Here is a 21,245-nt window from a genome sequence, read left to right as displayed (position 1 = left end):
GCGGAGTGACCAGACCGTCCCGGCGGCGTTGAGAAGGGCATGAAGATCGAAACTTCCCGCCTGCGCCCCATCGTCGCCGCGGTTGCGGTAGCTGCGACCCTTCTCGCCCCCGCGCCCTTGGCGCACGCCGCTGAGAGCAGCGCGGGCGAGGTGGCGTTCGTCTATGACGCGGCGCAGATGAGTGAGGACGGCAGCCACGTCAGCTGGGGTTGGACGGTGAGCAACCGCTCCGGTCACGCCATCCATGATGTGGTGCTGACCCACGCGATCAGCCCCTCCTCCGCCGTGAGGGCGCTCACCGCGTCAGGGCCCTGCACGGTGGACGAGAACCGAATCAGCTGCCGCTGGCCCGAGATGAAGGCCGAGGAGACGAGCGCTGGCATCATCGGCGCCGACATCCCCGCAGACTCGGAGGGGAGCGTTCAGATCCGCGGAAGGATCGTCTGGCGGTAGCGCCGCGCGGCGCTGCACCGTCGGGGCCGGCCGGCGGTGGAGCGGACTGGTTCAGAGACCGGGGATCCGGGGACGGCACGGCGATCGCCTACCGCACCTCGGCCGGCGGACCGGCCGCCGTCCCGTCCGGGAGCGAGGTGGCCTTCGAGGTGGACCACGTGGACGGGCACCGCAGCGCGGGCTGGAGCGTCCTGATCAGCGGCACCGCCGAGCCGGTGGACGGCCCGGCCGCCCGACAGCGGCTGGAGGAGGCCGCGGTGGGCGCGCCCTGGGCGGGCGGCCGCCGGGAGGTGTGGATCCGGGTCCTCCCGGCGACGGTGACGGGCCGCCGCATCCGGGTGGAGTAGCCGGGCGGCCGTCCGTCTGTGCGGTGCCCGGGTCGCCGCCGCCGTCCGGAACGGAGGTGTCAGGCGTCCCGGGTGGCTGCCGTGGCGACGGCGGTCAGGACCAGCCAGCCGAGGACGGGGCCGGCCAGGGTGACGGCGAGGGGCAGCTGCGACGAGATGAGGACGAGGGAGCCGAGGAACGCGGGAGGGACGACGGCGAGGGCGGCGACGGTGCTGCGAGCCCCGCGCGGACCCGGACGTGACCAGGCCAGGCCCTGGACGGTGAAGGCCGATCCCAGGCCGACCAGGAACGCCACCTCCGCCGAGGCCAGCCAGGGCGTGCCCGGGTTCTGGGCGTGGTGCCCGCCCTGGGAGAGCTCGGCCACCCGCCCCCGGAAGACCGTCAGGTCGACCTCCGTGCCGACCTCCGCGGCGTAGTAGAAGCCCGAGTCGACCGTGTACCCGTGTGTGGGGGCCGTCTCGCGTGCCACGGTCAGCGTGTAGGTGGTGCCCTCGCCGCCGCTGTCGGTGTCCCCGGCCGTCACCGTGCCGGTCTCGTGCCGCACGCAGTCCGTGCCGGGCGCGGCCGCCGCCGTGCCGCACGCCGGGGCTCGGCGGTAGGCGCCCATCTCGTCGTTGACGTCGACGAACCGGCCGAAGCCGAGGACGGTGACGGCCAGACCGGCCAGCAGGAACAGGCCCTGGGCCAGCACCCGGAGACCCGGTCCGGCGGCCAGGCGGAACCTGCTGGGCGGCGTGGCGTCCTCGATGTGCGCGTTCATCGCAAACCCCCTCGATCGCGTCCCCCGGCACCTCCCCGATGCCCCTGTCGATGGTTCCAGGGAGGCGGCCGGCCGGCGAGCAACCGGCGGTCCTTGTATCGAAGTTGTGAAGGTCCGCCCGCGGCCGACGAGCGCGGTGTTCGTCAGCGGGCCGCGTCACCGGGCTCGCCGGAACACCCGGGAACCTGCCGACGGCGCAGTCCTCGGTGCCGCCATTGGAGAGCCACGGTGGTTCGTGGACCGTCCGGGCGAGCAGCCGAAGCGACGGGAGGGCGAGTCCATGCCGGGTTCCCTCAGCGGGGGTCCAGTTGAGCACCGGTCGACGGGCCAGGTGGTCACCAGCCGGTCCGGCCCGAGACCGAGCCGTGCCGCGCGCGCAGAGCCGGACAGCTGCCAGTGCAGCTGGTCCGGCGCGTGGGCATCGGTGTCCGCGGCGAACAGGCAGCCCGCCTCCGCCGTCTGGTGCAGCAGGTCGTCGGGCGGGTCGCGCCGCTCGGGCCGGCAGTTGATCTCCACCGCGGTTCCGGCCTCGGCGCAGGCGGCGAAGACGGCCTAGGCGTCGAACCGGGACTGCGGACGGCCCCGGCCGGTGATGAGCCGGCCGGTGCAATGCCCGAGCACGTCGGTGTGCGGGTTGCGCACCGCTGCCACCAGTTCGCTACTGATCAACCCAGTAACAACGTAAGGAACTTGAATTCGTGATGTCGGTCAGCCGTCGAGGATCAGGCCGGTGCCGGCGAGGCATCCGTCGACCAGGTCCGGGCGGTACTGGATCTGCTTGAGCCTGCGCTTGACAGCGCGGGTGATCTGGCCGAGGTCGGCTGCGGCGAGGTTGCCGATGTCGCGTTTGACCAGCGACCAGATGCCCTCCTGGGGTTCAAGTCTGGTGACCAGCTCGGAAGTTGGAAGGCAGTGAGCCACTCCGCGTGGTCGGCGATGAACTGTCGTATCGGTTCGACCAGGTGCATGCGCAGGTTGTCCCACACGAGCACGATCGGGCCGCCGAGCTGGATGTGCGCTCTGACCAGCAGGTCCCGCAGGTCGCGCCAGCCGATGCCCCGGTTCGTTCTTGCGGCCCCGGTACTCGCGCACCGAGTAGAACATTCGGGACCGCTTCCCCGGCTTGTAGCAGGTCAGCCCGGCCATGGACACTCGGCCCGAGCCCCGGCCGCGCACCCGGACCATCACCAGCAGCACCATGTCGGCCACGAACACCACGCCGGTCACGAGCATCACGCGGGCCATGAACACCATGTCGGTCACGGGCACCATGGCCACGCGGATGGAGATCGTGGACAACGCTGTCCTGGTGCGCGTCCCCGGGGCCATGGACGCCGATCTCAGCAGCGCGTTGTTCTGGGGAGCGCTGGTGTTCTCGCTGACCGTGGCCTTCGTGCTGACCGTTCCAGTCAACCGGTGACTCATCGGCCGCGGCCGCGGTCACGCCGTGGTCCACGCCTACCACCACTGACACCGCGACAGGTCGCCATGGGTCGGCCGAGCAGGGTGCACCTGCTCGGCACCCGGCCCATGCGCCGTACCGTGCGGCTCAGTCGCGCACGTCCCCGCGTACGGCATCTTCTGCGGCTTCACGCAGGGCGGCCAATCCACTCGAAGTCGATCTTCTCGACGGCGCATCGCGCGACGAAGGATCAGTCGTCTGGTTCGAAGTGTCCGTCCGGGCTCGGCGCAGGGCCCATACCGCCGGGGGCCCGACCTCATGGCCTGTGGAGACCAGGTATCGCCGCGGGAGAGCCCCGAACCGGCCCCGAGCAGCGCTACGGGGTGAGTCCGCCGGTGCACGCCGCGCCGGGTTCAGGGGTTTGCGGGCCGAGGACGTACTGGGTGAGGAAGGCATTGACGCGGGGGTCGCTCGCGCTGTCCACGGTCAGCTGGGTGCTCCAGGCGGTGAGGGTGATGGTCCCGGGCTGGGTGGGATAGGGGCTCATGAAGACGTGGTGCCCGCCCTTCACCTTGGCTGAGAGCGTGTCGACGTCAGCGGGAGTGGCCTTGTCGTTGTAGCTGATCCAGACTGCGCCGTGCTCCAGGGAGTGGACGGCGTTCTCGTTCGGGACGGGCTTGGTGTAGACGTCGCCCATGCAGTTGAGCCAGACCGGGTTGTGGTCGCCTCCGACGGGCGGGGTCTGCGAGTAGGTGACCGGAGTCTGGACGTGAGTCTGGCTGAGCTGCCCGAAGGTCTGGACCCCGGCGATCGCGGTGCTCTCGGGTTTCGCGCCGTCGTCCTTGGCGGTGCTGGCTGCCCAGACGCCTCCACCTGCCAACGCGGCGGCCAGGATGCCTGCAGTCGACCAGATGATGATCCGGCGGCGGCGCTCATGGCGCCGTTCCTCGCGGCGCAGGGCTTCGATCTTGGCATGCCGCCCACCGGACGGCTCCTTGGGAGCAGCAGCCACGGCTGATGTCTCCTTACCTCCGCCGTGCGGGCGCACGGCGGTCATTTCCAGTATCGGCGGCACGCCGGGCACCCGCCCTGGCGTAACTGCGAGGCCGGGGTGCGGTGGGGAGTCGCCGATCTGCCACGTGCCGTCCGAGCGCGACCTGCCCCGTCACGGCGTCCACGACTACGACGCCGTGCGCCGCTCAGGGGTAAGCCGGGTGTCAGAAGTTGCGGAATGCCTCGGTGGCTCGGTGCTGGGGCGAGATCCACAAGTGGTGCTAACGGTCCACACCAGCAGATAGCCGCCCAGGAACTCCGTCGTGCGCACCGTCCGCTTGGCGCCGCTCGACTGCCGGCCGATGCCACGGGCCCAGGTCACGGCCACCGGAGCCACCGGAGCCACCGGAGCCACCGGAGCCACCGGAGCCACCGACGGCAGCATCATCGCCGCCATCATCGCCACCCACAGCACCAGGAACAGCGGCAGCGCCATCCCCATCGTGCCCGGCTCGACCCCCGTGTCCCGGGCCTGCCCGACCGTGAACACCCAGGCCAGCGCCACGATCACCACGATCAGCGACCACGCCACCGCCAGATCCCTGGCGGGCATCAGCACCCCGGTCCGCAGCGGCTGCTTCTCCACGGTGACGGTACGCATGCTGCTCTCCTGCCTGGTCCCTCCAGAACAGCACACGTGCGCCGACGGCAAAACCCGGTCACAAGCGCCGCCCGGCGGCACACGGCAACAGTACTGATCATGGGCGGCGGTCCTGCGAGATCGAGCGCCACCGATTCGAGCGACTCTTTCCTGCGCAGATCACCGAGGCCGAGCAAGATCCGGCCTCGCCGGTGCTCTGCCCGGGCGGGGGCCAGCGGGATGCGGCGCTTTGCGGGAGTGGCGCACGCTGGGGATGAGGCCGCTCCGCCGGCGCGGCCTGCGGGCTTTCGTGCGCGACAGCCTCATCACTCTTGAAACCACGCAACAGCGGGGGTGAGGAGGTCGGCGCGATGACCGAAACAACACCAGCCCCGCCTGGCACCTGGCCGGCGACTGGTTCGACACGTGCAAGTGCGCCATCCCCTGCACCTTCGCCCAGCCGCCCACCTCCGGCGACTGCGAGGACATCATGGCCTGGCGCATACGCGAGGGCGTGGTTACCCGGCCTACTTCGACCGCCTCGGCGAGATCAACCGCCGTGGCCCCGCCCTGCTGAGCACGGCGCCCGGCCTGCAACAGCTCACCCCCACTGCCGTGCGCAGCCTGCTGGCCGACGGCGCGCATCTGGTCGACGCCCAGCTGGTCGCCGAGTTCGCCGCCGGACACATCCCGGGTGCCCTCTCCAACCCGCTGCGGCCGGCTTTCGCGACCTGGCTCGGCTGGCTGCTGCCCGACGACGCCCCGCTCGTCTTCGTCCTCGGCCCCGGCCAGGATCCGTCCGAACTCGACTGGCAGGCCGCGAAGATCGGCTACGACCGGCTCGCCGGACACCTGGCGGGCGGCATCAACGCCTCGCGCGTCGAGGGCGGCCCGGTCGAGACGATCGACCTGATAGCGGCCGAGAAGATCGGCACCCGGCCGGTGCTGGACGTCCGCCAAGACTCCGAATTCGCCGCCGGGCACATCCCCGGCGCCACCCACACCGAGCTCGGCGACCTCGCCACCGCCGGCCGTACCTTGGAGGACGGTGCCGTGGTGATGTGCGGGCACGGCGAACGCGCGATGACCGCCGCCAGCCTCCTCGCCCGCCACGGCACCCGCGACCTCGCCGTGCTGGTCGGCGGCGCCCAGGACTGGACGAACGCGACCGGCCGCCCCCTGGAGGACAGCCAGTGACCACCCCCGCACCCAACGCGGCCGCGAGCCCGGCCCCCACCGGCGGGATCCGGCTCGGACTGCGCGCCAACCTCGCCCAGTTCTCCCTCCTCGTCGCGGTCAACGCCCTGGTCGGCGGCATGCTCGGCCAGGAACGCACCGTCCTGCCGCTGCTCGCAGACCAGACCTTCCACCTCTCCGCGTACACCGCCGCACTCACCTACATCGTGGCGTTCGGCGCGACCAAGGCCGTCACGAACTTCTTCGCCGGCACCCTGTCCGACCGCTACGGCCGCAAGCCCGTCCTGGTCGCCGGCTGGATCATCGCGCTGCCGGTGCCGCTGCTGCTGATCTGGGCCCCCACCTGGGGCTGGGTCGTCTTCGCCAACGTGCTGCTCGGCGTCAACCAGGGCCTGACCTGGTCGACCACCGTCATCATGAAGATCGACCTCGTCGGCCCCGCCCGCCGCGGGCTCGCCATGGGCTTCAACGAGGCCGCCGGCTACGGGGCACTCGCCGCCACTGCCATGGGCACCGGCGCCATCGCCGCCCACTGGGGGCTGCGGCCCGAGCCGTTCCTCCTCGGCATCGCCTACGCCGCCCTCGGCCTGGGCCTGTCCGCCTTCGCCGTCCGCGAGACCCGCGACCACGCCCGCGCCGAAGCCGCCCTCCACCGTGCCCCGGCCGATCCCGACCACCACGGCGAACTGACCACCGGCCAGATCGCCCGCACCACCAGCCTCACCGACAAGGCCCTTTCCTCCGCCAGCTGGGCCGGGATGGTCAACAACCTCAACGACGCCCTCGCCTGGGGCATCTTCCCCCTCCTGTACGCCGCCCACGGCCTGTCCATCGCCCGGATCGGCCTCCTCGCCGCCCTCTACCCCGCCGTCTGGGGCGTCGGTCAGATCCTGACCGGCTGGTGGTCCGACCGGATCGGCCGCAAGCACCTGATCACCGCCGGCATGCTGCTGCAGGCCGCCGCCATCGGCCTGGTCGCCGCCGGCACCACCTTCCCGGTCTGGGCGACCGCGCAGGTCCTGCTCGGCGCCGGCACCGCGCTGGTCTACCCGACCCTGCTCGCCGTCATCGGCGACGTCGCCCACCCCGCCTGGCGGGCCCGCGCGGTGGGCGTCTACCGGCTCTGGCGCGACGGCGGCTTCGCCGTCGGCGCCCTCCTCGCTGGAGCCCTCGCCGACGCCTGGGGCCTGACCACCGCCATCTGGGCCGTCGCCGCCCTCACCGCCGCAGCGGGCGTCATGGTCGCGGTTCGTCTGTACGAGACCCACGCGCCGCCGAGCACCCCGTAGCGGGCCGGCTGACCGGTCTGCAGTAGTTCCGCGCGCCGGCATCCAATTGGAGCCCGTCATGCGGTCGCTGGACGCGTCCGACCATTTAACGTTCTGTCGGGCAGCGCGGAGACAGACGCAGAGCTGGAGACGGCAGCCATCCGGCACGCACCGGGCGGGGCCCGCCGCGTGTGCCGGCGTGACGGCGCGTCGGTGGCGAGTGACCGCCATAAGTCGCATACATGTCAAGACGGGATTTGTCCTTCTTGTCCCTCCAGTGGCGGTGGGCTAGCGTGACAGTGATGGGCGGCGTATTCCGAAACCCTCGGAGGCCGACATGACGCAACCCGCCGATCAGGCCGTCAACTCGCTCAGTGACCGGATCAGGGGTGAGGTCCTGGGGCCGGAGCACGCCGAGTACGACACCGCCCGCTCCGTTGCCAACGGGGCGATCGACCACCGTCCCGCGCTGATCGTGCGTTGCGCGGGCCCCGAGGACGTGGCCGTCGCGCTGGGTTTCGCCCGTGACGAGCACCTGGAAGTGTCCGTCCGCTGCGGGGGCCACAACCCGGCGGGCACCGCCGTGTGCCCCGACGGCCTGGTCGTCGACCTGACGCCGATGAACAGCGTCGATGTCGACGCGGAGGCCCGTACCGCCCGCTGCGGGGGTGGCGCGACCCTCGCCCAGCTGGACGCCGCGACCCAGTCGCACGGCCTCGCCGTGCCGGCGGGCACGATCAGCCACACCGGTATCGGCGGCCTCACCCTGGGTGGCGGCATGGGCTGGCTCACCTCCGAGTACGGGCTGACGGTCGACAACCTGCTGGGTGCGGAGGTGGTGCTGGCCAACGGCACGCTGGTGCACGCCTCGGCGGAGGAGAACCCCGACCTGTTCTGGGCGCTGCGTGGCGGCGGCGGGAACTTCGGGGTGGTGACGACCTTCGAGTTCGGCCTGCACCCGGTCGGCCCCGAGGTGCACGTGGGACTCTTCTTCTGGGACATGTCCGTCGGCCGGGAGGCGCTGGAGCTGGTCCGCGGTGTGGTGCGGGAGCTGCCGGCGCGGCACAACGCGCTGGTCGGCATCGGGCTGAACGCGCCGCCCGAGCCGTTCGTGCCGGCCGAGCACCAGGGCAAGCTCGGCCACGCGCTGATCCTCGCCGGCTTCGGCAGTGCGGAGGAGCACGCCCGGGCAGCCGCGATGCTGGACGACGGACCGCCGAGGCTCTTCGAGATGCGTACGCCGATGCCGTACACGGGCCTGCAGAGCATGCTCGACGACGCCTCGCCGTACGGGATCCTCGACTACGAGAAGGGCCTGCCCCTGGCGGAGCTGGACGACGAGGTGATCGGACTGCTCAACGACTACCTGCGGCGCAAGACCTCGCCGCTGACGTTCTGCCCGACCTTCCGGCTGGACGGCGCCTTCACCGAGGTGGCGGAGGACGCCACGGCGTACGGCGGCTCGCGCGAAGCCGGGTACATGCTGAGCCTCACCGCGCTGAGCTTCGACCCGGAGGAGCTGGTGGCCGACACCGCCTGGGCCCGGGCGTTGTGGACCGAGCTGCTGCCGCACGCCGTGCGCCCCGCCGGCTACGTCAACTTCATGGCCGAGGTCGAGCAGGACCGCGTCCGGGCGGCGTACGGGCCGGAGAAGTACCAGCGGCTGGCCCGGATCAAGGCGAAGTACGACCCGGAGAACGTCTTCCACCGCAACGCCAACATCATCCCCGCCCTTGCCTGAAGCAGCGGCACCGGCAGCGCGACCAGCCAGCGCGCGACCCACGGCTGCGAGGTTGGCCAGGCTGCGTTCGACGTGCTCGTTACCTCCGCCCAGGTCGTCTCGTTCCAGGCGGTCACGGCCTGCTCGTCGCCCTCGGCGACCCGACGCGCGGGAACCTGCGGGCTGAAACGAGCCGGCATCGGCCTCGTGGTCCCGAAGACGCTGTGCTGGTGCCACTGGTAGGCGGACTTCCGGCTCACCCGCAGCCGCCGCGCGACCCCGGAGGCTCGACCTCCTGCTCGAACAGCTCGGCGGCCTGTATCCGAACCGCTCCCGGGGGCGCACGTCCCGCAGTGGTCAGCCGCCCTCAGCCGCATCACGGCGCACTCTCACCGCTGCAGACCCATCAGGACCTTCGCAAAGGTTAGCCCTGACGCAGCCGACGTCAGTAACTCCTTGTCTCATTCATCTCCGGCGGCAGGAGCTGACGACGACCTCATGCCGAGCGGACGGTCGGCGAATGCCTTCTCCGAGTCGACCTCGTAGCAGACGTTGACGCTGGAGTCGCCGAGAGTTGTGTCGACGAAACCCTGGACGTCTTCAACGGACTTTGTCTCCCAGAGACACGTCACGGCGGACCCTTCGACGTGCGGGTAGAACTGCAGCACCCGGGTGCCATCGGGTGCTCCGACTCCGTCGATGAGGGCCTGGCCGCGAGGAAACGCTGTCTCCGGGTTCAAGATCTTGTGCTCCCTCGAACCCGACCGGCTCGCCACCGCCCTGGGCGGCAAGCAGGTCGACTCCGAGCTGGTCGACTGGCTGGAGGACGCCAGCACCAGGCTCGCCGCCCTGCCCACCGAACAACGCCAGCACACCGCCAAGCTGATGGACGCCCAGCTGGACACCGTGACCGACCTGCTGGAACACGGCCACTACACCGAACCCGTTGGCCGGCGGCTCCACCTGCTGGCCGCCTCCCTGGCCAGCACCTGCGGTTGGCACCGCTTCGACCAGGGCCAACACTTCGCGGCGGGCAGGCTCTGGAACGGGGCCCTCACCAACGCGCACGCCGCCCGCGACCGCGACCTCGGCGCCGGCGTCCTCTCCGACTTCGCCTACCGGTCGATCCGGCTCACCCAGCCCGGTGCCGCCGTCGAACCGCTCAGCCAGGCCCTCGTCCGCACCCGGCACCGCACCGCCCGCTCCCTTCTCCACCTCCGCCGGGCCCGCGCCCACGCCGCCCTCGGCGCCGCCGCCGACTGCCACCGCGACCTGGCCGCCGCCGAGGCCGCCCTGATGACCGACAGCCCCGACGCGGCCCCGGCCTGGTGCCGGTGGATGAGCACGGCGGACCTGGCCGTCGACTCCGGTCAGTGCATGCCCGACCTCGGCCGCACCGACGAGGCCCACGCGCGCATCGACGAGGGCATGAGCCTGCTGCCGCGCTCCCGCGACAAGACCCGCGGGATCTTCCTGACCTATGAGGCCCGCAGCCTGCTGCGGGCACGCGAGGTCGAGCAGGCCCTCGCCGTCGCGAACCAGTCCCTCGACCTCGCCACGCGGATCGGCGCCGAGCGGTGCGTCACCCTGATTCGCGAGCTCGCCCCGGCATTCAAGCCCTACCGGCAGGTCGACGGCGTCACCGACGTCATGGACCGCCTCAAGGCCGCCCCGCTCGCGTCGTAGCCACCGGCCACGGGTGGCGCCCACCGGCCGGGTCGGTCGGGATCCACGCGGGCCCTGACCGGCAGAGTGATGACGTTCTCCGGGTGGGCGAGCGTCCGGCGGAGCCGGTTGATCTCGTCGTGCTGGGCGGCGAGCCGCGACACCGCCACGGTCTGGAACGCTTCCAGCGTCTTGATCCGATTGAACGCTCGGGAGTGGCCATGGAACAGGGGTTCTTCGAGCCCGGGCGGCTCTACCGCCGCCGGGCCGGTGATCCGACGGGCGACTGGGAGATCTTCCTGGTCGCACACGTCGGGCGGCCGCCGGGCGGATTCGCGGCGCCGGACGACAGGGGGCCGGTGGCATTCGGCTGGCGGCGTGCGGGAGGGCCCGGCAGCGGCCGCCCGCTCGGCCCTTTCACCACCTCCACCGTGAACGGCTGGAGCGACATCACCGACAGCGACCTCGTGCGGCTCCTCGGCCTGACCGACGACGGGTCGAGCGGCGGCTGGCAGAACGCCACCGCCGCCCCGTCCGACACCGGCGACAGCAGCCCGGGCGGCCGACGCGACACCGACCCCGCCGCCGACACCTCCCGCAGTACCGAGGACAACCGACGGCGAGGACACCAACCCCCACACTGACCGACAAGCGCTACACAGCCCCCGCCCCCACACCCGCGCCCGGCGCGACCGGACCGGTGAAATACCGCCGATGCCGGCCGGCCGGGCGGCAGCCGGGCCGGCGAGTCGCCGATGTTCCGAACAGGTATCAGGGCGCGGTGTCGGACGGCCTGCGCCAGAACACGTCCTGACCGATCGCAGTCGCCCTCCACGCATCCTCGACGCCGGTCGCGGTGGTGAACAGCCAGTGCGCGACGATCCGCTCCTCCTCCGGCAGATACTGTCCACTCCAACTGGTCACCGAAGCACTCTCCCCGCGTCCACTCGACCAGGCGACCGTCCAACCCAGCACCGCACCCGCACCCGTGGAGCAGGTGTCATAGCGGCCCACCAGCGCCCGCCGCCCAGCCGGACCCACCCCCGGCGCGAAGCTCCCCGACAAGACACCCGACCCATCCGTCGCCAGCTCCAGACAGGACCCCAACTCGTTGAACCACTCCCCACCGAACACCACCATCATCCGCCTCACTCCGACGCCACCGGCCGCGGCACACCCGCGCACCCGCATCCTCACCCCACACACCTGCCCGGGCCCGCCCGACTACTGCGCCCGTGCCGAAAACGGCCCGCCCAGCGGCTCTCGGGGTTTCCCCGCACCCGGTCCGCTTCCTCACACAGGCGCGACGGTCAGCCCACGACACAGCGCGGCCCGGCCACCAAAGGGTGGACAGCCGGACCGGGCCATCACGGGGACCGGGACGAAGACGCGCCCTCTCGCCAGCGCGACGACATGCCCGGCACCCGACGAACTCATGGCGGCACGCTCGGCTTACCCACCGGTCGCGGCCGGGTCGCCACCAGGGCTGTTGGCCGCAGCCGGGCCGCGCTGCGCGGCCTCTCCGCTGCCCAAGGCGCGGCGCGCGGTAGCAAGCCCGACGGCCGGACACCCCGGCTGAGCGGCGCCAGCGCGGTGGCCTCGAGGGGACAGGGAACGGCGGCCACCGGGTACCGGCGCCGAGCCGGGTGCGCAGCAACAGCCACAGCCCGTGACACCGCGGCACATGGCGCTGGTGCGGGCGACGCCCTGCCCCTGCGCGGGTTTTGATCGCCCCCGGCGGGGCTGGGGGGCGATCGACTGGGGGGCGCGGTCCGGTTTCAGTCGCGGGCGAGGACGGTCGTGTAGCCGGCCAGGGCGGTGTTGATCTCGGCCGGGTCGAATGCGGCGGGGTCGAACCGGTCGGCCGAGTCGAGGCCGAGCCATTCGAGGCGTTCCCGGTGTTCTTCGTGGCCGGGGTCGGCGAGAACCTCGACGAGGTACTCGTATCCCCAGATCCCGCCGCAGTCCTCGGGCGGGCCGGCCCGCCGGCCGGTGTGGCAGCGCGGGTAGGAGACGCCGGGTTCGGCGTCGCCGACGGCCTCGACGAGGATGTCGTGCTCCCAGTTGTCGCCGAAGTCGTAGGTGTAGCCGAACCGCGCGCCGACGCCGGGTGCGATCTGGTCGAGGCGCATCGCCGTCGCACTGCGGATCCCCAGTTCCCGATCGGTGACGCCGTACCGTTGCCCACCGGTCTCGAAGACCCACATGTGGTAGTCCTCCCACCCGAACGCGGCCTGGATCAGGTCGTGCAGCCGCCGCAGGTCCGTGCTCGACGGCACCTGCAGGCGACGCCAGATCGGGGGCCGGGAGCCGGACAGGGCGACCTTGATCGTGTGGACGGACGTTTCCGGGGCCGTCCGGGAGGGGGTGGGCGGCTTCACGCGCCTGGTGTTCGACATGGCCGTCATCCTGCCAGCGGCACCGGCCTCCGCGCGGGCCTTGGCCGCCGGTCCACCCGCCCGCGTGACGATGACCGGCGCGTGTCGAGTCCAGGGGTGAAACATGTCGGTGCACAGTCCGTTCACGGGGGTCCGGGAAGAGGACCAGCGGGCCCCACCGGAGCAGTCGGCGCACTCGCGCACCGCTCCGGTCCGGCACATCCCACGGGCCCGGGTTGTACCGGCGGCTGCCGACGGCGTCCCGCATGCCGCCATCGCCGCCGCCTCGGGTTGCACGGGTGGGGTCAGCAGGTGGGGACGGAGCCTCGGAGAACCCGGATCGGCAGGAAGCCGCCGTTGACTCGGATGCCCGCTCCCTTGCCTCGGTGTGCGTCGCGAAAGACGTCGGGCCGAAATATCGCGCGCGGGCGAAATGCTTCGGTTGCTTCGTCGATCGCCGTTCTGCTGAGGTTGAGAGGTCCGAATATCCCGTGCGGGAACCGCGTTCGAGGGAACCCGGGCAATCTGATGAAAGGACACCAGCGTGACTTCTGCCGATGAGCAGCTCCCCGGTACGCGTCCCGAGCAGGGCGCCAGTACGGACGTTCCGTGCGTCTGCGGTCGGTGCCGGCCGGTGTTGCCCCCGGCGAGCGGTCGTACTGACGCTGGATTCGCGGGAACGTAGCGCGGCGGCTGAGGGCAACGGAAACACCGGCGAGCCCGGTGGGGCCGGGCGCGAGGACTGCGGGCGGACTGCTCGGAGACGGTGCAGCCCGGTGGGAGGGTCAAGCCCCCCGACGTTCCTTCGGGAGGGTCCGGGCTGCCGGCTGTGCTCCGGCGGCGAGGGTGCGGTGCCCGGCTGGGACCGGGTGGCGCCGACCTCGCGTGAAGCCGCCGCCGCCCGGCTCAGGACAGAGTGACGACAAGCAGGTGGGACGGTCTGTCGCCACGGCATCACGGGTTCGAGGAGCACACAGGAGAGAGCAACTGTGCGAGTCCTGGACGTCGGCGATCCGTCAGGCAGCACCGGCGGTCCACCTGCCAGAACAAGGATGGGATCGCGGTCTGCATGAAATCCGAAGGCTCCCTGGGGACACGCGGCACGGAGGGGACCTCCATGGAGGTCAGCCGCTTCCTGCGCAACCCGATCACCGTCGACCGGAGGGGACCGGAGGCGGACGGAACGCCCGTGCCGCCCGGCCTTCCTCCCATCACCACGCCCGAGGAGTCGCGGCGGCGTCGCGAGCCGGAGGCGCCCGCTCAGGTGGCCGAGCTGCGGCACCTGGCCTTCATCGTGGACGGCAATCGGACCTGGGCGAAGGCGCGCGGCCTGAGCACCAGGGAAGGCCACCGGGCCGGCGGCAACAAGATCCTCGAGGTTCTCGACTGGTGTGAGGACTACGGCATCCGGACCGTGACATTCTGGGCGCTGTCGGTGGCGAACCTGGACCGGCCGGCCGCGCAGCTGGACCCGCTGCTGGCGGTCATCGAGGACGGGATGAACTATCTCGCGGACACCGACCGCTGGGCCGTCAATCCGATCGGCGCGTTCGACCTGCTTCCCCCACGGACCGCGCGCGCCATGCGAGCGGTGAAGGAACGGTCGGCGCAGTCCGCGGGGATGCGCGTCAACGTGGCCGTGGGGTACGGCGGGCGGCAGGAACTCGTGGACGCTGTCCGCCGATCCGTGGCCGAGCTGGCGGCACGCGGTCTCGGGGCCGAGGAGATCGCCGGGGCTCTGGACGAGCAGGCCATAGCGCGGCACCTGTACACGAGCGGGCAGCCGGATCCGGATCTGGTGATCCGGACCTCGGGTGCGCAACGCCTGTCCGGTTTCATGCCCTGGCAGGGCTTCCAGAGCGAGCTGTACTTCTGCTCCGCTCTGTGGCCGGATCTGACGCGCGATGACTTCGATGCCGCGCTCGAGTCCTACCGGCTGCGTTCACGTACCCGCGGGGTCTGAACGGTCCGCGCCCGGCGTCCTGCCGACTCGCCGGACCTGTTCGGCCCGCAGGGTGAGGAGTGCGGGTCGGCCTGTCACCAGCGCATCGAGGCTCCGCCGGTACTTCCGGCTCGATGCGGATCGCCGTGAGCAGATCCGGCGGAGCGTCAACAGACAGGAAATAAGCATGAGTTCTCGTAGCGAGCAGCCCATCACCGAGCCCGCCCCGCAGGCCCGCTGCGCCCCGCGCTCGTAGCACGGGGCTCATGGCCGCGAGCGGCGCTCACGCCCTTCTCGGCAGCATGGCCGCCGCCGCGCAGGAAGCCGGAGAGGGCGCGGACGAGCCGAGCACCGGCGGAGCCTCGACCCTCGGCCAGTCTGGAAGGCACGTCACTGATCTCGGGCGCTCCACCCGACGGGGGCTGTTGGGGCCGCGGCAAACCGGGCCCCGCCGCTTCCGGACCGGAGCCCGCAGCGGCGACTTGAACTGCAGGCGGCCGTCAACGTCGAGCGTTCGCTCGCACGCCTGGATCGGCCGTAACGACATCACGTGAAGGTGCCCCCACCGGCGGCCTCATGACGTATCGACAACAGGAAGGTGGGACGGTATGCCGCCAGGACACCACGGATTCGAGGACCACACAGGAGAGCAGCTGCGTGTGTCGGAAGTACCGGCGATCCGCCAGGCCGCCGTTCGAAGTCTTGCCGGCCGGAACGACATCGGGATCGCGGTCCGGATGAACTCCGAGGGCTACCGGGGAACGCGCGGCGCACAGGGGAACTCCTCCCACGGCACGGGCCCGTATCCGATGGTGCCGACACCCCGACCGATACCCCGACCGGCACCGCAGCACCCGGCGGAGCCCGGCCGGCGGCGGGCGGGAGGCGCGGCATGACCGAGCACCTGCACCGGACGGCCCTGACCCGGCCCACCGCACTCGAGTCCATGGAACGCTGCCGGGAACTGGTCGACCCGGCCCTGCGCAGGACCGTCCACGGGCTCCACCGCGACGTTCGCGACGTGGCAGCGTACGCGTTCGGCTGGTGCGACCTCGACGGGACAGCGCGCGCGGCCGGCGGCGGGAAGGGCCTGCGACCCGCCCTCGCCCTGCTGACGGCCGAGGCCGTGGGAGGTCGGCCCGAGGCGGCCGTGCCCGGTGCCGTGGCCGTCGAACTCGTGCACGTGTTCTCTCTGTTGCACGACGACATCATGGACGGCGACGAGCAGCGAAGACACCGGGAAACCGCGTGGAAGGCGTTCGGGGTGGGGCGAGCGCTGCTGGCCGGAGACGCCCTGTTGGCCCTCGCGCTGGCGGCCCTGACCGAGAACGTCGGCCACCTGCCCCCGAACGCCGTCACCGCCGCGACCGCGCTGCTGGCGGACACCCTTGTCGAGCTGGTCAACGGACAGGCGGCCGACGCCGCCTTCGAACTCCGGCCGTGGACCGGACCCCGAGCAGTCACGGTCCACGAGTACACCGGCATGGCGGCGGGCAAGACCGGGGCCCTGCTGGGCTGCGCGGCGGGGCTCGGCGCCCTGCTGGCCGGCGCTCCCGCGCCGACGGTGGCCGCCATGACCCGGATGGGCCGCGACCTCGGCACCGCCTTCCAGGCCGTGGACGACCTGCTGGGGATCTGGGGTGACCCCGCCGTGACGGGCAAGCCCGTCTTCAATGACCTGCGGCGGCGCAAGAAGACCCTCCCGCTGATCCACGCACTGTCCGCCGGCGCGCTCGGACAGGAGATCGCCGAGCTGTTGGACCGCCCCCTGGACACCGCGGATGCCGAGTGGACCCTGCACCGGACCGCCGCCCTGATCCGGAAGGCCGACGGTGACACCCAGACCGCCGCTCAGGCCCGGCGCGACCTCGACCGCGCCGTGGCGGCGCTCGGCACCGTGACCACGCACCCCGGTGCCGCCTCGGACCTCGTCGCGCTCGCCGAGTTCGTCGCCGACCGCCGCCACTGAGTGCCCCCTCCAGCAGGTGCGCCACACCCCCCGACGGGAGGTCCCGCCAGCGCCTTTCGGCGGGGGCGACAGGGTCAGGCGCGGCGTCGGGCGCTGTCATCGCGGAGCTGGGCGGTGTGGTGGGTGAGGGCGTCGAGGCGGGTGGCGAGGTCGCCCTGGCCGGTGCCGAGATGGGGGCGGATGGCGGCGAGGGGCTCTATGAGGTCGGCGGGGTCGGTGGCGCCGAGGGCGGCGGTCAGGGCGGCCTGGGCGGGGCGGGCGCCGGGGGCGAGTGCGGTCGTCGTGATCCGGGCGGCGAGGACCCGCAGCTCGGCGGCGTTGTCGCGGGCCCAGGCGGTGACCGTGCGGTCGGCGGCCCGGCGGTCGCGGACGGCCTTGACGCGTTCCGCGCCGGTACCGCCCCGCGTCGTGCCGCCGGCGGCGGGCTTGAGGCGCAGGTAGCGGTTCTCGGCGGCCTGGCGGCTGGCGACGCCCATGGGGCGGGCGAGGTCGGCCCAGGTGGCGCCGGCCTCCCGGGCGGTCTCCACCAGACCGGCTTCCCAGCCGGCGAGCTGGCCGCGCAGCTCGCGCAGCAGCACCAGGGCGGCCAAGGCCTGCTCGGGGCCTTCGTGCTCGTCAGGGGCGGTCGAGGGCTGGGACGCGGAGTTCTGGGCGGTGCGGACGGCGTCGTCTATGGCGGCCAGCGCCGCCGCGGCCGCCAGGAACGAGGCGGGCTCCACCGACCGGGGACCGTCAGCGGGTCTGCGGGGCTTCTCACTCATGCCGTCACTCTATAGGCGACGCATCGACTTGTCATCGGATGGATGACGCGCTACAAAGGTGTCAGGTGAAGCGCACTGGCACCCATTCGATCAGTGGAGGTGTTTCGCGATGCTGCTGCGCACTGACCCGTTCCGCGAGCTGGACCGTCTGACCCAGCAGTTCCTGGGCAACACGGGGACCTGGTCGCGTCCGGCACCGATGCCGCTGGACGCCTACCGGGCCGGCGACGAGTACGTGATCTGCTTCGACCTGCCGGGGGTGGACCCGGAGGCGATCGACATCGACGTCGAGCGGAACATGGTGACCGTCAAGGCCGAGCGCCGCCCGCGCCAGGAAGGCGAGGGCGTGAAGTGGGAGCTGTCCGAGCGCCCACTCGGCGTGTTCTCCCGCCAGGTCATGCTCTCCGACACCCTCGACCCCGCCGGGATCACCGCCGACTACGACGCCGGCGTGCTGACCCTGAAGATCCCGGTCGCCGAGAAGGCCAAGCCCCGCAAGGTCGCGATCAGCCACAGCGGCGACCGCAAGCAGATCCGGGCCTGACCGGCCCCGATGCTGTTCCGCGCCGCCCCTGATCTCTCCCCCTCGATCGAAGGGGCGGCCGGAACACCCCCGACCGCCGGCCGCCCTCGTCCGGACCGGCCTACCCGCAGCGACGCGGAAACGCCATGAACGGCCAGAGCAACCAACCCGTCATCGTGCGGGCGAACGGCGAGATCGACCTCGACACCGCCCCCGCCCTGCGCCGTGCTCTGGCCACCGCGCTCGAGTCGCACCGGGAGGTGGTGCTCGATCTGTCGGAGGTGACGTTCATGGACTGCGCGGGCCTGGGCGCCCTCGTCCGGGCCCGCAACCAGGCCGACCGCAGCGGCAGGCGCCTGGTCCTGCGCGGGGCCGGCCGCTGCGTCGTACGGCTGCTGAAGCTCACAGGTCTGCACCGGCGCTTGGCCGTCGAACCCTGACCGTGCACCGGTCGCGCCGGGCCTTGGGACGGAGGGAGAACCGCGGTGACTCTTCGATGGGAGGCGTTCCTGGAAGAGGTCCAGGAGCGCGGTGAGTACGACACCCCGCAGGAGGCCGAGCGCGCGGCCCGGGTCGTCCTGGCCCTGCTCGGCGCCCACCTGGTCGGCGACGTGCGCGCGGAACTGGCCGCCCGCCTGCCGGAGACCATGGCCCTGATCCTGCTCAACCCCTTGCCGGCCGCCGAGCCGCTCAGCCCGGAACGCTTCGTGCGCGCAACCGCCGCTTGGATCGAGGGCGCCACCGAAACAACCGGCCTGTGGGACATCGGCGCCGTCCTGTCCACGGTGGCCGACGCCGCCGGCGACGACCTCACCGGGCGCGTCCTGCTCCAACTGCCGCCCGGCTACGACCTGCTGTTCGGCCGCCCGACCGCAGGGACACGACCCTGACCACCCCTCACGCCGCCGCCGACCCGCCGGCAGCCAGCCTCTGGAAGGCCCCACGGTCATGACCCGCTACCGCCACCTCCTCCAGCAGGTCCGCAACCTCGGCCGCTACACCACCGACGACGAAGCCGAACGCGTCCTTACCGCCGTCCTGGCCCTCCTCGGCTCCCAACTCACCGGCGACGAACGCTGCGACCTCGCCGCCGCCCTACCCGAACGGGCCCGGGCCGTCTTCGCCGCCCAGATCCCCCTGCCCCACCCCGTCGCCGCACCCGCCTTCATCGAAACCCTCGCCCACACCCTGGGCACCAGCCTCACCGCCGCCCGCTGGGACGCCTCCTCCGTCCTGGCCACCCTCACCACCCTCACCGACCCCCACCTCACCGACCGCATCCTCGCCCACCTGCCCCGCGGCTACGCCCCGCTGTTCGGCCGCGCCGAACTGGCCGCCGTCGCCTGAAGCAGCGGGTCCGACCCCCCGGCGCGGGAGCGCTTCCAAGTCGGGCCTTCGTGATGCTGATGATGCTGGAGTACAAGGCGGCCAAGCACGGCCGGCACTTCGGCTGCATGGGGCCGACCTCACAGGTCTGCTCGGCCTGTGGAATCAAGGACGGCCCCAAGCCCCTGTCGGTCCGTGAGTGGACATGCGGGGACCGCGGGACCGTCCACGACCGCGACGTCAACGCCGCACGCAACATCCTGGCCACCGGACGGGTGGCCCGGCTAAACGCCTCGTGGAGCGCAGGTAAGACCGGACCCGTTCCGGCACAGCGCGTTGAAGCAGGAACCCACCGAGACCGGCACGCGCCGATGGTAGGAATCCAGGTCCTTCAGGGTCTGGAGGACGTCAATGCCAGAACGATCAGTCCCGCTGAGCTTCGCGGGGGGCGTGCCCCGTGGACGGATCCATCACGGACAGCCGATGGGCCGGCCCTCTCGTGCGCCGTCGCACGGTGGCGGCAGACGCGAAGCGGCGCGCTCGACCTCCCCTTCAGGGGCGAGCGCGCCGCCGGCTCGGCTGATGGGACACACCCGGTCGCCGGACTCACACCGACGGCCGCACGCGCCCCTTCTCGTCCTCGACGGGGACTAGAACGGCTCCATCGCGCAGGCCGCCAGGCTCACGCTGCTCGCGTGCGCCTCGACCTCGTTCTCGTCCTCGTTCACACCCAGCTCCTGGAGCGGCAGAACGGTCTCGTCGTTGGTGGGCTCAAGGGCGTCAGCCATGATCGTCTCCATCCTCTGTTCGGCGGTCAAGAACGGGGACTCCAGCCCCGCCCCTCGGCAACCTCCCGGCCCTGCGGGGAACCGGTCGATCGCCTGAACACGAAGGTAGGAGCCACCGCCCCGGGAAAGGCATGCCGCCGGTATGGAAGCGGTAACGACACAGCCCACACACGGCAGCCTCGTCCTGTGGCCGTGGATGGAGGCGCCGCCCCAGAAATGGCGGCTGTGCCCTCGGGGCAACGGGTGCGTCATCGTGCCAGGCGCCACAAGACAGTCCTTCCCCGCGCCGTCCCTGGCACCGACGACGTCCGGGCCTGGTCGGGGAGCGGGCCGGCCGCCGGATCTGCTCGCCGGTGGACGGACCACGCAGCTTCGCGCGTGCTCAGCCGGGTGCGGTGACGCCGAGGTTGCGGGCCTGGTTGATGGTCTGGGTGCGGGGGTGCCTTTGGCTCGGCCGGACAGCACGGCGCCGGCGGCGGCGTCGGCACCGAGACCTTGGGCGAGCGCGAGCAGCTCACGCTCCGCAGCCTGCGCCGCCCCGGCGACGGCACGCCCGCCGCGGTACGACTGCTCGACGACGTCGGCGACGAGGTTGAGGTCGAGGTCGAGGTCGAGGTGATGACCGGCTGGAGCGAGCCGGAGCTCACCGGCCCGGCCCCGGTGCCGTGGACCGGCTGCACCCGCCGCGACCGGGTCCGCTGCGGGCCCACCGCGGAGAGCACTGGGACGATCTCTCCTACCTCACCGAGCCCTACGCGACCAGCACTCCGGACTCCGACACGGCACTACGGATCCTCCCCTCCAGCTCCGCTAGCGAGGCGTTCGCCGACCTCCTTCACCACGGCCCACAGGCTCAGGTGCGTCGCCCGCGGCGCTGCGGCCGGGCCGGGTGCCGACCGAGCCGCAGGACGGCGGACCGGGCCCGGGCCGCCGGAAGGAGCAGGACGTAGACGGCCCAGATGACACACCGGGAACCCCAGTGGGCCGACCAGTACCAGGCCAGCCCCGCCACACCCAGCAGCACGTACCACGCGAGGCCGAAACGCATGCCGAGGTGGAACCACGACGGGGTGCCACCTCACCCGGCCGTCGCGCGCCCTCCTCCGCCCACC

22 protein-coding genes and 6 pseudogenes are annotated in these 21,245 nt (G+C 72.0%); 16 read left to right on the top strand and 12 right to left on the bottom strand.

The features are described from left to right. The first annotated feature begins 39 nt into the window (after positions 1 to 39). Both ABWK59_RS35300 and ABWK59_RS35295 read left to right on the top strand, forming a co-directional pair. A complete protein-coding gene (locus tag ABWK59_RS35300; protein ID WP_354644750.1) occupies positions 40 to 453 on the top strand; it encodes a hypothetical protein in 414 nt (137 codons plus the stop codon). Next, a complete protein-coding gene (locus ABWK59_RS35295; RefSeq protein ID WP_354645196.1) occupies positions 339 to 800 on the top strand; it encodes a pyridoxamine 5'-phosphate oxidase family protein in 462 nt (153 codons plus the stop codon). Before ABWK59_RS35300 ends, ABWK59_RS35295 begins: the two co-directional genes overlap by 115 nt. Positions 801 to 859: 59 nt before the next feature. On the opposite strand, the gene ABWK59_RS35290 is transcribed toward ABWK59_RS35295, so the two are convergent. The 3 genes and pseudogenes from ABWK59_RS35290 to ABWK59_RS36685 all read right to left on the bottom strand — a co-directional run. Further along, a complete protein-coding gene (locus ABWK59_RS35290; protein WP_354644749.1) occupies positions 860 to 1,561 on the bottom strand; it encodes a hypothetical protein in 702 nt (233 codons plus the stop codon). Between the two features lie 315 nt (positions 1,562 to 1,876). After that, positions 1,877 to 2,215, bottom strand: a pseudogene (locus tag ABWK59_RS35285) (PHP domain-containing protein); the annotation flags it as partial. A 54-nt stretch (positions 2,216 to 2,269) separates the two neighbouring features. Continuing rightward, positions 2,270 to 2,746, bottom strand: a pseudogene (locus tag ABWK59_RS36685) (transposase); the annotation flags it as partial. Between the two features lie 91 nt (positions 2,747 to 2,837). Here ABWK59_RS36685 and ABWK59_RS35275 point away from each other — a divergent pair. Continuing rightward, positions 2,838 to 2,981 (top strand): annotated as a pseudogene (locus ABWK59_RS35275) (DUF4396 domain-containing protein); the annotation flags it as partial. A gap of 358 nt (positions 2,982 to 3,339) precedes the next feature. Here ABWK59_RS35275 and ABWK59_RS35270 read toward each other — a convergent pair. After that, positions 3,340 to 3,975, bottom strand: a complete 636-nt coding sequence (locus tag ABWK59_RS35270; protein WP_354644748.1) for a DUF3105 domain-containing protein — start codon at positions 3,973 to 3,975, stop codon at positions 3,340 to 3,342. 267 nt (positions 3,976 to 4,242) lie between these two features. Continuing rightward, positions 4,243 to 4,617: pseudogene (locus ABWK59_RS35265) on the bottom strand (DUF2182 domain-containing protein); the annotation flags it as partial. A 382-nt stretch (positions 4,618 to 4,999) separates the two neighbouring features. On the opposite strand from ABWK59_RS35265, the gene ABWK59_RS36680 reads away from it, so the two are divergent. The 4 genes from ABWK59_RS36680 to ABWK59_RS35245 all read left to right on the top strand — a co-directional run bounded on the left by ABWK59_RS36680 (position 5,000) and on the right by ABWK59_RS35245 (position 8,802). Further along, complete coding sequence (locus ABWK59_RS36680; protein WP_420492964.1) at positions 5,000 to 5,173, top strand: DUF1326 domain-containing protein; 174 nt, start codon at positions 5,000 to 5,002, stop codon at positions 5,171 to 5,173. Positions 5,174 to 5,211: 38 nt separating this feature from the next. Continuing rightward, complete coding sequence (locus ABWK59_RS35255) at positions 5,212 to 5,793, top strand: rhodanese-like domain-containing protein (protein ID WP_354644747.1); 582 nt, start codon at positions 5,212 to 5,214, stop codon at positions 5,791 to 5,793. Beyond that, the gene (locus ABWK59_RS35250; protein WP_354644746.1) at positions 5,790 to 7,082 is read left to right on the top strand and encodes an MFS transporter; all 1,293 of its coding nucleotides are present in this window, start codon (positions 5,790 to 5,792) and stop codon (positions 7,080 to 7,082) included. The genes ABWK59_RS35255 and ABWK59_RS35250 overlap by 4 nt, the downstream gene beginning before the upstream one ends. A gap of 316 nt (positions 7,083 to 7,398) precedes the next feature. Beyond that, positions 7,399 to 8,802 carry an FAD-binding oxidoreductase gene (locus tag ABWK59_RS35245; protein ID WP_354644745.1) on the top strand — a complete coding sequence of 468 codons (1,404 nt, stop codon included), beginning with the start codon at positions 7,399 to 7,401 and terminating at the stop codon, positions 8,800 to 8,802. Positions 8,803 to 8,849: 47 nt separating this feature from the next. Here ABWK59_RS35245 and ABWK59_RS36675 read toward each other — a convergent pair. Together ABWK59_RS36675 and ABWK59_RS35240 are read right to left on the bottom strand one after the other, a co-directional pair. Further along, positions 8,850 to 9,142: pseudogene (locus ABWK59_RS36675) on the bottom strand (hypothetical protein); the annotation flags it as partial. 100 nt (positions 9,143 to 9,242) lie between these two features. Beyond that, positions 9,243 to 9,521 (bottom strand): hypothetical protein, encoded by a 279-nt coding sequence (locus ABWK59_RS35240; protein ID WP_354644744.1) that lies wholly within the window; start codon positions 9,519 to 9,521, stop codon positions 9,243 to 9,245. A gap of 4 nt (positions 9,522 to 9,525) precedes the next feature. Between ABWK59_RS35240 and ABWK59_RS35235 the strand changes: the two genes are divergently transcribed. Both ABWK59_RS35235 and ABWK59_RS35230 read left to right on the top strand, forming a co-directional pair. Next, positions 9,526 to 10,467 carry an XRE family transcriptional regulator gene (locus ABWK59_RS35235; protein WP_354644743.1) on the top strand — a complete coding sequence of 314 codons (942 nt, stop codon included), beginning with the start codon at positions 9,526 to 9,528 and terminating at the stop codon, positions 10,465 to 10,467. Positions 10,468 to 10,550: 83 nt separating this feature from the next. Continuing rightward, entirely contained in the window at positions 10,551 to 11,090 is a 540-nt protein-coding gene (locus tag ABWK59_RS35230; protein ID WP_354644742.1) for a hypothetical protein, read from the top strand. 127 nt (positions 11,091 to 11,217) lie between these two features. On the opposite strand, the gene ABWK59_RS35225 is transcribed toward ABWK59_RS35230, so the two are convergent. Next, on the bottom strand, positions 11,218 to 11,589 hold the full coding sequence (locus tag ABWK59_RS35225) for an avidin/streptavidin family protein (RefSeq protein WP_354644741.1): 372 nt from the start codon (positions 11,587 to 11,589) through the stop codon (positions 11,218 to 11,220). A 635-nt stretch (positions 11,590 to 12,224) separates the two neighbouring features. Beyond that, positions 12,225 to 12,845, bottom strand: coding sequence for a plasmid pRiA4b ORF-3 family protein (locus ABWK59_RS35220; RefSeq protein ID WP_354644740.1), 621 nt, complete (start codon positions 12,843 to 12,845; stop codon positions 12,225 to 12,227). Between the two features lie 1,096 nt (positions 12,846 to 13,941). On the opposite strand from ABWK59_RS35220, the gene uppS reads away from it, so the two are divergent. Together uppS and ABWK59_RS35210 are read left to right on the top strand one after the other, a co-directional pair. Continuing rightward, entirely contained in the window at positions 13,942 to 14,787 is an 846-nt protein-coding gene (gene uppS / locus ABWK59_RS35215; RefSeq protein WP_354644739.1) for a polyprenyl diphosphate synthase, read from the top strand. Between the two features lie 871 nt (positions 14,788 to 15,658). Further along, the gene (locus ABWK59_RS35210) at positions 15,659 to 16,735 is read left to right on the top strand and encodes a polyprenyl synthetase family protein (protein ID WP_354644738.1); all 1,077 of its coding nucleotides are present in this window, start codon (positions 15,659 to 15,661) and stop codon (positions 16,733 to 16,735) included. Positions 16,736 to 16,809: 74 nt separating this feature from the next. Here ABWK59_RS35210 and ABWK59_RS35205 read toward each other — a convergent pair whose 3' ends face one another. After that, complete coding sequence (locus tag ABWK59_RS35205; RefSeq protein ID WP_354644737.1) at positions 16,810 to 17,496, bottom strand: hypothetical protein; 687 nt, start codon at positions 17,494 to 17,496, stop codon at positions 16,810 to 16,812. Positions 17,497 to 17,605: 109 nt separating this feature from the next. Between ABWK59_RS35205 and ABWK59_RS35200 the strand changes: the two genes are divergently transcribed. The 5 genes and pseudogenes from ABWK59_RS35200 to ABWK59_RS35180 form a co-directional block, all read left to right on the top strand. Next, positions 17,606 to 18,040, top strand: coding sequence for an Hsp20/alpha crystallin family protein (locus ABWK59_RS35200; RefSeq protein ID WP_354644735.1), 435 nt, complete (start codon positions 17,606 to 17,608; stop codon positions 18,038 to 18,040). A gap of 125 nt (positions 18,041 to 18,165) precedes the next feature. Further along, the gene (locus ABWK59_RS35195; protein ID WP_354644734.1) at positions 18,166 to 18,459 is read left to right on the top strand and encodes an STAS domain-containing protein; all 294 of its coding nucleotides are present in this window, start codon (positions 18,166 to 18,168) and stop codon (positions 18,457 to 18,459) included. 45 nt (positions 18,460 to 18,504) lie between these two features. Further along, positions 18,505 to 18,909 (top strand): DUF2267 domain-containing protein, encoded by a 405-nt coding sequence (locus ABWK59_RS35190; protein WP_354644733.1) that lies wholly within the window; start codon positions 18,505 to 18,507, stop codon positions 18,907 to 18,909. Between the two features lie 58 nt (positions 18,910 to 18,967). Further along, positions 18,968 to 19,366 (top strand): DUF2267 domain-containing protein, encoded by a 399-nt coding sequence (locus ABWK59_RS35185; RefSeq protein WP_354644732.1) that lies wholly within the window; start codon positions 18,968 to 18,970, stop codon positions 19,364 to 19,366. Positions 19,367 to 19,419: 53 nt separating this feature from the next. After that, positions 19,420 to 19,593 (top strand): annotated as a pseudogene (locus ABWK59_RS35180) (zinc ribbon domain-containing protein); the annotation flags it as partial. A 402-nt stretch (positions 19,594 to 19,995) separates the two neighbouring features. Here the strand turns inward: ABWK59_RS35180 and ABWK59_RS35175 are convergent. Continuing rightward, positions 19,996 to 20,133: a hypothetical protein gene (locus ABWK59_RS35175; protein ID WP_354645206.1), complete on the bottom strand. Its 138-nt coding sequence runs from the start codon at positions 20,131 to 20,133 to the stop codon at positions 19,996 to 19,998. A gap of 853 nt (positions 20,134 to 20,986) precedes the next feature. Beyond that, the gene (locus tag ABWK59_RS35170; RefSeq protein ID WP_354644731.1) at positions 20,987 to 21,181 is read right to left on the bottom strand and encodes a hypothetical protein; all 195 of its coding nucleotides are present in this window, start codon (positions 21,179 to 21,181) and stop codon (positions 20,987 to 20,989) included. Positions 21,182 to 21,245: the final 64 nt, after the last annotated feature.

The sequence above is a fragment of the Kitasatospora sp. HUAS MG31 genome (genome assembly GCF_040571325.1).
Lineage (GTDB): Bacteria > Actinomycetota > Actinomycetes > Streptomycetales > Streptomycetaceae > Kitasatospora > Kitasatospora camelliae.
The sequence above is the reverse complement of the archived record's forward strand: the minus strand, read 5'-3'. Positions and strand labels throughout refer to the sequence as shown.